The 8,450-nt window shown below is 68.3% G+C and carries 8 protein-coding genes and 1 tRNA gene; 2 read left to right on the top strand and 7 right to left on the bottom strand.

From position 1 onward, the window contains the following. A partial coding sequence (locus FNH04_RS36130) for a phosphoenolpyruvate carboxylase (protein WP_152790066.1) occupies positions 1 to 1,287 on the top strand: 1,287 nt, incomplete at its 5' end. 85 nt (positions 1,288 to 1,372) lie between these two features. Here the strand turns inward: FNH04_RS36130 and FNH04_RS36125 are convergent. From FNH04_RS36125 to FNH04_RS36095, 7 genes are all read right to left on the bottom strand, one after another. Beyond that, a complete protein-coding gene (locus tag FNH04_RS36125; protein ID WP_152790065.1) occupies positions 1,373 to 2,086 on the bottom strand; it encodes an LPXTG cell wall anchor domain-containing protein in 714 nt (237 codons plus the stop codon). 182 nt (positions 2,087 to 2,268) lie between these two features. After that, positions 2,269 to 2,766 (bottom strand): hypothetical protein, encoded by a 498-nt coding sequence (locus FNH04_RS36120; protein WP_152790064.1) that lies wholly within the window; start codon positions 2,764 to 2,766, stop codon positions 2,269 to 2,271. A 170-nt stretch (positions 2,767 to 2,936) separates the two neighbouring features. Next, a complete protein-coding gene (gene pth, locus FNH04_RS36115) occupies positions 2,937 to 3,539 on the bottom strand; it encodes an aminoacyl-tRNA hydrolase (RefSeq protein WP_152790063.1) in 603 nt (200 codons plus the stop codon). 132 nt (positions 3,540 to 3,671) lie between these two features. Next, positions 3,672 to 4,265 carry a 50S ribosomal protein L25/general stress protein Ctc gene (locus tag FNH04_RS36110; protein ID WP_152790062.1) on the bottom strand — a complete coding sequence of 198 codons (594 nt, stop codon included), beginning with the start codon at positions 4,263 to 4,265 and terminating at the stop codon, positions 3,672 to 3,674. A gap of 210 nt (positions 4,266 to 4,475) precedes the next feature. Further along, positions 4,476 to 5,450: a ribose-phosphate diphosphokinase gene (locus FNH04_RS36105; RefSeq protein WP_322724821.1), complete on the bottom strand. Its 975-nt coding sequence runs from the start codon at positions 5,448 to 5,450 to the stop codon at positions 4,476 to 4,478. Between the two features lie 111 nt (positions 5,451 to 5,561). Continuing rightward, positions 5,562 to 7,010: a bifunctional UDP-N-acetylglucosamine diphosphorylase/glucosamine-1-phosphate N-acetyltransferase GlmU gene (gene glmU, locus FNH04_RS36100; RefSeq protein WP_322724820.1), complete on the bottom strand. Its 1,449-nt coding sequence runs from the start codon at positions 7,008 to 7,010 to the stop codon at positions 5,562 to 5,564. Positions 7,011 to 7,145: 135 nt separating this feature from the next. Then, positions 7,146 to 7,219, bottom strand: a tRNA-Gln gene (locus FNH04_RS36095). Between the two features lie 417 nt (positions 7,220 to 7,636). Here FNH04_RS36095 and FNH04_RS36085 point away from each other — a divergent pair. Further along, the coding region (locus FNH04_RS36085; RefSeq protein WP_228031801.1) for a sensor histidine kinase at positions 7,637 to 8,450 on the top strand (814 nt) is incomplete at its 3' end.

Below are 8,450 nucleotides of genomic sequence, written 5' to 3'. Positions count from 1 at the left end.
GAGTCCTACATCATCTCCATGTGCCAGGGCGCCGACGACGTCTTCGCCGCCACCGTCCTCGCCCGCGAAGCCGGCCTCATCGACCTCCACGCAGGCTGGGCGAAGATCGGCATCGTGCCCCTCCTCGAGACCACCGACGAACTCAAGGCCGCCGACACCATCCTGGAGGACATGCTCGCCGACCCCTCCTACCGGCGCCTCGTCGCCCTGCGCGGCGACGTCCAGGAGGTCATGCTCGGCTACTCCGACTCCTCCAAGTTCGGCGGCATCACCACCAGCCAGTGGGAGATCCACCGCGCCCAGCGCCGCCTCCGCGACGTCGCCCACCGCTACGGCGTACGGCTGCGCCTCTTCCACGGCCGCGGGGGAACCGTGGGACGCGGCGGCGGCCCCTCCCACGACGCGATCCTCGCCCAGCCCTGGGGCACCCTCGAAGGCGAGATCAAGGTCACCGAACAGGGCGAGGTCATCTCCGACAAGTACCTCGTCCCCTCCCTGGCCCGCGAGAACCTGGAACTCACCGTCGCCGCCACCCTCCAGGCCTCCGCCCTGCACACCGCCCCCCGCCAGTCCGTCGAGGCACTCGCCCGCTGGGACGCGGCCATGGACCTCGTCTCCGACGCCGCCCACGCCGCCTACCGGGGGCTCGTCGAAGACCCCGACCTGCCCTCCTACTTCTTCGCCTCCACCCCCGTCGACCAGCTCGCCGACCTGCACCTCGGCTCCCGGCCCTCCCGCCGCCCCGACTCCGGCGCCGGACTCGACGGACTCCGCGCCATCCCCTGGGTGTTCGGCTGGACCCAGTCACGGCAGATCGTCCCCGGCTGGTTCGGCGTCGGCTCCGGACTCAAGGCCCTCCGCGAGGCCGGCCTCGACACCGTGCTCGAAGAAATGCACGAACAGTGGCACTTCTTCCGCAACTTCGTCTCCAACGTCGAGATGACCCTCGCCAAGACCGACCTGCGCATCGCCCGCCACTACGTCGACACCCTCGTCCCCGACCACCTCAAGCACGTCTTCACCACCATCGAGGCCGAACACGAACTCACCGTCCGCGAAGTCCTGCGGATCACCGGCGAGGACCGGCTCCTGGACGCCGACCCCGTCCTCCAGCAGACCTTCGCCATACGCGACGCCTACCTCGACCCCATCTCCTACCTCCAGGTCACCCTCCTGAAGCGCCAGCGCGACGCCGCGGCCGCCGGAGAGACACCCGACCCGCTGCTCTCCCGCGCCCTGCTGCTCACCGTCAACGGCGTCGCGGCCGGCCTGCGCAACACCGGCTGACACACCACCCCGCACACAGCGCAAAGGGGCGCCCCCGGAGTCGTACGACCCCGGGGGCGCCCCTCAGCCACCTGCAACGGCCGGCTCAGCCCTGGCTGCCCCTGCGGCGGCGGAAGAACAGGAAACCGCCCCCGGCGATGAACGCGACCGCGACCGCGGCGAGGACACCGACCGGGGCGCCGCTGCCCGTCTCGGCGAGATCGTGCCGGGACGAGGAGGACGACCCGGCGGCCGCACGGGCCGCGCCACCACTGTCGCCGTCGGCACCCCGGCCGCCGCTGCCGCCGTCACCGCCGCCGTCGGCAGCCCCCGGAGCGTCCGACGGGGGAGCCGACGCGGACTCCGACTCGTCGGGCGCGGGCAGGTTCTCGGCCGGGACGCCGCCCGAGCAGTCCTTCCAGAAGACCTTGTGCTTCGCCACGTCCTTCACCAAGCCGCCGTTGCCGTCGAACCAGAACAGCTTGTAGTGGCCGTCCGGCAGGGACAGGTCCTCGGTACGGCCGTGACCGTCGGAGTCCAGCTTGACCGTGCCCGACTTCACGAGGTCACCCGCCACACCGCCGGCCGGGGTCCACGCCTCGATGCGCCAGTTGACCTCCTTGACGCCACCAAAACCGAAGGCGTCGACGTAGAAGCTGCAGACGTGCGGCGCGTTCTTGAGGAGCGCCTTGCCGGAGACCGCGTCGTGGAGCTTCACGGTGCCGTCCTCGCCGAGCGGCGTGGCGTGGGCAGCGGGTGCGATCAGCAACGCGGCTGACGTGGCGACGGCGAGCGCGCCGGCGCGGATGAGGGTGCGCATGGGCAGATCCATCTTCAAGAAGGGAACGGAAGGTGCGGAGGGGGCGGCTCGACTTCCAGTTCCGGTGAGATCCGGTCACGTGGCAGAACGCCGCTTATGCCCGATGAGTCACGCCTCGCGTCAATGTTCCCTCGTAACGATCAGGAGGCGCACAGATTTTCCATACGCGCCGAGCCGACCGCTCAGAGCGCCACGAACGCCGCCGTGATCAACGCCAGCCCACAGCCACCCATCACCCATGCCAGCCGGTTCAGCCGCAGACCACCCGCCACCACCACCGACGCGAGCAGAAGCGCACCCCCGAACGGCACCCACGCGTAGAGAAGCCCCGAAGGGCCGATACGGACCACATCGCTGCTGCCCGGCTTCACCGCCACGGCATACGTCTGCCCCTGGCGCACCGCCACCGACTGCTCGATCTCGACCCGCGCACGCGCCCGCGACCCCTCGGAGGCCGGCGTGTAAGGCCCCGTGCAGACATCCCCCGCACACCGCGTCACCGACATCGCACCCTGCTCACGGCCCTTCGTCAGCATCACATGCTGAGCGGTACCCCACGAGGACCACACACCCGCGATCAGGATCAGCACCGCGACCGCACCCATCGCCGCGATCCGCCCGAACCGCAGCACGGCAGACGCCCCCTCGCGGGACGTACGGGAGACGGCAGTGGCAGGCATGGCGGCGATCCTTGGCCATGGCCCCGCGGTCGGTCAACTCCCGTGGGCGACAAGTCGGCAGTTGTCCCCGTACATCGACCCGCCCGACAGCACCGGACCCCGCCGAACCCCACCCAGCCCGACCGCGAATCAGCCCGACCGCGAATCAGCCCGACCGCGAACCAGCCGGCTCAGGAGTTGTACGCGCTCTGCGCCCGCTCCAGCCCCTCCGACAGCAGACACTCCACCGAATCCGCCGCACGGTCCACGAAGTAGTCGAGCTCCTTGCGCTCCACGCCCGAGAAATCCTTCAACACGAAATCCGCGACCTGCATACGACCCGGAGGACGCCCGATCCCGAACCGCACCCGGTGATAGTCCGGCCCCATCGCCTTCGTCATCGACTTCAACCCGTTGTGACCGTTGTCCCCACCCCCCAGCTTCAGCCGGAGCGTGCCGTAGTCGATGTCCAGCTCGTCATGGATCGCCACGATGTTCCCGACAGGCACCTTGTAGAACTCACGCAGCGCGTTCACCGGACCACCCGACAGGTTCATGTACGACATCGGCTTCGCCAGAACCACCCGGCGGTTCGCCGGCCCCGGAGGACCGATCCGGCCCTCCACCACCTGCGCCTGCGCCTTCTGCGCCCGCTTGAACCTCCCACCGACCCGCTCCGCCAGCAGATCGGCCACCATGAACCCCACATTGTGCCGGTTCATCGCATACCCGGGACCGGGATTACCCAGGCCCACGACGAGCCACGGGGCGCCCGCGTCGGTCGTCACGTCCATGTCTCCTTCAATACACGCACCACTCCCGCGATACGCGCCCGATACGCGACAGCCGCCGGGCCCCGTGCGCGGCACGGAGCCCGGCGGCCGAGAGCAATTCTGCCGTGGGCAGGAACCGGAACCCTGAAGGGATCAGGCCTCCGCGGACGCCTCGCCCTCCGCGGCCTCCTCGGACGGCTCCTCCGCCTGCGCGGACAGAACCTGCAGGACGACCGCGTCCCCGTCGACCGCCAGCGAGACACCCGACGGCAGCGTGATGTCCTTGGCCAGAACCGAGGCACCGGACTCAAGACCCTCGACGGAAACCGTCACGGACTCGGGGATGTGCGTGGCCTCCGCCTCCACCGGCAGCGCGTTCAGCACGTGCTCCAGCAGGTTGCCACCCGGAGCCAGCTCACCCTCGGTGTGCACCGGGATCTCGACGTTGACCTTCTCGCCACGCTTCACCAGCAGCAGGTCGACGTGCTCCAGGAAACCCTTGATCGGGTCACGCTGCACGGACTTCGGAATCGCCAGCTCGTTGCTCTTGCCGTCGATCGACAGCGAGATCAGAACGTTCGGCGTACGCAGCGCCATCAGCAGCTCGTGACCCGGCAGCGTCAGGTGCAGCGGGTCCGAACCGTGGCCGTACAGCACACCCGGAACCTTGCTGTCACGGCGGATACGACGCGCGGCACCCTTACCGAACTCGGTACGCGTCTCGGCGGCGAGCTTCACCTCGGACATGATCACTCCTCGTAGTACTCAGGAATCGGTCGTGGGTCACCCGGCCACGAACGGCCTGCTACGAAGAGCGCGTCGATAACGGACAGCCGCACAAGCCCCTTACGAAGCGGTACGGCCTCCCTCGCCGAGCAACTGCAGCAGTCTACTCGGAGAGGGAGGCCGCACCCAAAAGGATCTTCGAAGGCCCCTGAAGGACCTTGCTGGGAAGACCTACTGCTCGTCGAACAGGCTCGTCACCGAACCGTCCTCGAACACCTCACGCACCGCACTCGCGATCGTCGGCGCGATCGACAGCACCTTGATCTTGTCCAACTCCAGCTCACCCGGAGTCGGCAGCGTGTTCGTGAACACGAACTCACTCACCTTGGAGTTCTTCAGACGGTCCGCCGCCGGACCCGACAGCACACCATGCGTCGCCGTCACGATCACGTCCTCGGCACCATGCGAGTACAGCGCCTCCGCCGCCGCGCAGATCGTGCCACCCGTGTCGATCATGTCGTCCACCAGCACACAGACACGACCCCGCACATCACCGACCACCTCATGCACGGTGACCTGGTTCGCCACGTCCTTGTCACGCCGCTTGTGCACGATCGCCAGCGGCGCGCCCAGCCGGTCGCAGTACCGGTCGGCGACCCGTACACGACCCGCGTCCGGCGAGACCACCGTCAGCTTCGTACGGTCCACCTTGCCGCCCACATAGTCCGCCAGCAGCGGCAGCGCGAACAGATGATCCACCGGACCGTCGAAGAAACCCTGGATCTGGTCCGTGTGCAGATCCACCGTGAGAATCCGGTCCGCACCCGCCGTCTTCATCAGATCCGCGATCAGACGCGCCGAGATCGGTTCACGTCCCCGGTGCTTCTTGTCCTGACGGGCGTAACCGTAGAACGGCACGATCACCGTGATGCTCCGCGCGGACGCCCGCTTCAGAGCATCGATCATGATCAACTGCTCCATGATCCACTTGTTGATCGGAGCCGTGTGGCTCTGCATCAGGAAACAGTCCGCACCACGCGCCGACTCCTGATAACGGATATAGATCTCGCCGTTCGCGAAGTCGAAGGCCTTCGTCGGAACAACCCCGACACCCAGCTGGTGGGCGACCTCCTCGGCAAGCTCGGGGTGGGCGCGGCCGGAGAAGAACATCAACTTCTTCTCCCCGGTCGTCTTGATCCCGGTCACAGCACTGTCTCCTCAGAGGTGTCTCAGCTGGGCATGAGAGGTCGTCTCAGCTGGGGGGTGCGGGTGTGTGCACGTATCACGGTACGCCGTGCCCGACCCACCCGTTTCCGGTCAGCTCGCCTCTTCGCCCTGGCGAGAGGCCGCCTCGGCCGCCCTCGCCGCCGCACTCCCCGGACGCTTACGAGCCACCCAACCCTCGATATTCCGCTGCTGACCACGGGCCACGGCCAGCGAACCGGGCGGTACGTCCTTCGTGATCACCGACCCCGCCGCGGTGTACGCACCATCCCCCACCGTGACAGGCGCCACAAACATGTTGTCCGAACCCGTCTTACAGTGCGAGCCGACGGTGGTGTGGTGCTTGCTCTCCCCGTCGTAGTTCACGAACACACTCGCCGCGCCGATGTTCGTGTAGTCCCCGATCGTCGCGTCACCGACGTAGGAGAGATGCGGGATCTTCGTCCCCTCACCGATGGAGGCGTTCTTCGTCTCCACGTACGTACCGATCTTGGACTTCACACCGAGGCGACTACCGGGGCGCAGATACGCGAACGGGCCGACGGAGGCCTGCGGACCGACCTCTGCACGGTCGGCGACCGTGTTGTCGACGCGGGCACCCGCTCCGACCCGGGTGTCCGTGAGCCGCGAGTTGGGCCCCACCTCGGCGCCCTCGCCGATGTGCGTGGAGCCGTGCAGCTGCGTCCCCGGGTGCACGACCGCGTCCTGCTCGAACGTCACGGTCACATCGACCCAGGTGGTGGCGGGATCGATCACGGTGACACCCGCGAGCATGGCCTCCGTCAGCAGCCGGTCGTTGAGGATCCGCCGCGCCTGGGAGAGCTGCACCCGGTTGTTGATGCCGGCGATCTCACGGTGGTCGCCCGCGACCGAGGCGCCCACGCGATGACCCGCCTCACGCAGGATGCCGAGCACGTCGGTGAGGTACTCCTCGCCCTGGCTGTTGTCGGTACGCACCTTGCCCAGGGCGTCGGCGAGCAGCTGCCCGTCGAAGGCGAAGACACCGGAGTTGATCTCCCGGATCGCGCGCTGGGACTCGGTGGCGTCCTTGTGCTCCACGATCGCCGTGACGGCACCGCTGATTCCGTCGCGCACGATCCGCCCGTACCCGGTCGCGTCCGGGACCTCGGCGGTCAGCACCGTGACGGCGTTGCCGTCGGCGGAGTGGGTCGCGGCGAGGGCCTTCAGCGTCTGTGCGGTCAGCAGGGGCGTGTCCCCGCAGACGACGACCACGGTCCCGTCGACACCGCCGCCGAGCTCCTCCAGACCCATCCGTACGGCATGCCCGGTCCCGTTCTGCTCCGCCTGTACGGCCGTCCGCACACCGGGGTCGATCTCGGCGAGGTGCGCGCTCACCTTCTCGCGGGCGTGCCCCACCACGACGACCAGGTTCTCCGGCTCCAGCTCGCGCGCGGCGGCGAGTACGTGACCGACGAGAGAACGGCCACAGAGGCTGTGCAGGACCTTGGGTGTGGCCGACTTCATACGGGTGCCCTCACCCGCTGCGAGTACGACGACGGCTGCCGGGCGGTTGGCGCTCACGGGTGTGCCCTTCGGCTTCGGATGTGTGGGGGGTGGACATCCGCAGGATACCGGGGGGTTGTGGGGGTGAAATGGGAACGGGCCCTGACGGGGCTGCGTGGCCTGTCAGGACCCGAACTGAGGAGTCGCGTGCTGTGGCTCCCGGGGAAGGAATCGAACCCTCATTCAAGAGACCAAAACTCTTTGTCCTACCATTAGACGACCCGGGATGGTATGGGCACTATGTCCGATTTCCTAGATCGGAGTCAGGTGCAGCCCCTACTATGCCGTACCAGGCGCCTTCCATGCGACGGTATGGGTCGGCGCCCTGTCGGACGTGGATCGCGAGGCAGCCGGGGTGGCTGTCGTTGGAGTTCTCGCGCACGGTTCGCGGGTTGTGCTTCTCAAGGGTCGCCCTGCTGAAGGCCGGTACGTCAACGCCCACCACGTCGGCCCAGTACTGCCCTGTAGATGTGCCATGGGCATACCGTCTGGGCGGAATGAGAGGTTCCGTGGTCGAACGACGAGCGATTCAGCAGTTCGAGGGATTCCGGTGCGTTTCGCTTCTGTTCGATTGCGGGGCGTGGTGTACGCCGGTAAGGGAAACTCGCCGGAAAAGCGATGGGTCGCGCCCGTAGGCTGGAGGCATGACCACGACGGGGGAAGACCGTATCGAGGCCGGGACCAGGGCCGGGCCGTGGTGGTGGAGGCGCTGGCGCGGGGCGGCGCTCGACGCGGGGCTCGCGCTGGTGTCCGCGGTGGAGTGCGGGGTGCAGGGGGAGGCGTTCGCGCGGGACGCGGGGCTGCCCGCGGCCGTGGGTGTGGCGTTCGGGGGGATCGCCGGGTCCATGTTGCTGGTGCGGCGGATGTGGCCCGTGGCGGTCGTGCTCGTCGCGATCGCGGTCATGCCCGCGGACATGGGCTATCTGATGAGCATGGTCGGGCTGTACACGCTGGCCGCGTCGGAGGCGCCTCGGCGGATCATCGGGGCGCTGTCGGCGATGGCGTTCGTGGGTGTGCTGATTGTCGTGTACGTGCAGACCTCGCAGGGGGACATCGGGAGCGACGGGTCGCCGGTGGGGGCGGACTGGTTCCCGGCGTTCGCGTCGGTGACGATGGCGATAGGAGTGACCGCGCCGCCGGTTCTGCTCGGCTTGTACGTGGGGGCGCGGCGGCGGCTCATGGAGAGTCTGCGGGAGCGGGCGGACTCGTTGGAGCGGGAGTTGCAGCTCCTGGCCGAGCGCGCCGAGGAGCGTGCGGAGTGGGCTCGGGGTGAGGAGCGGACGCGGATCGCCCGGGAGATGCATGACGTGGTGGCGCACCGGGTGTCGTTGATGGTGGTGCATGCGGCGGCGTTGCAGGCGGTTGCCCGGAAGGATCCTGAGAAGGCTGTGAAGAACGCGGCGCTCGTGGGTGACATGGGGCGGCAGGCGTTGACGGAGTTGCGGGAGATGTTGGGGG

This window comes from Streptomyces phyllanthi (genome assembly GCF_009377205.1).
Lineage (GTDB): Bacteria > Actinomycetota > Actinomycetes > Streptomycetales > Streptomycetaceae > Streptomyces > Streptomyces phyllanthi.
This window is presented reverse-complemented; position numbering and strand designations above follow the sequence as displayed.

Bases quoted from the DNA above. Each gene is read 5' to 3' on its own strand.
- FNH04_RS36120 (WP_152790064.1), bottom strand. From the start codon at position 2,766: ATGCCTGCCACTGCCGTCTCCCGTACGTCCCGCGAGGGGGCGTCTGCC.
- pth (WP_152790063.1), bottom strand. From the start codon at position 3,539: ATGGACGTGACGACCGACGCGGGCGCCCCGTGGCTCGTCGTGGGCCTG.
- FNH04_RS36110 (WP_152790062.1), bottom strand. From the start codon at position 4,265: ATGTCCGAGGTGAAGCTCGCCGCCGAGACGCGTACCGAGTTCGGTAAG.
- FNH04_RS36125 (WP_152790065.1), bottom strand. From the start codon at position 2,086: ATGCGCACCCTCATCCGCGCCGGCGCGCTCGCCGTCGCCACGTCAGCC.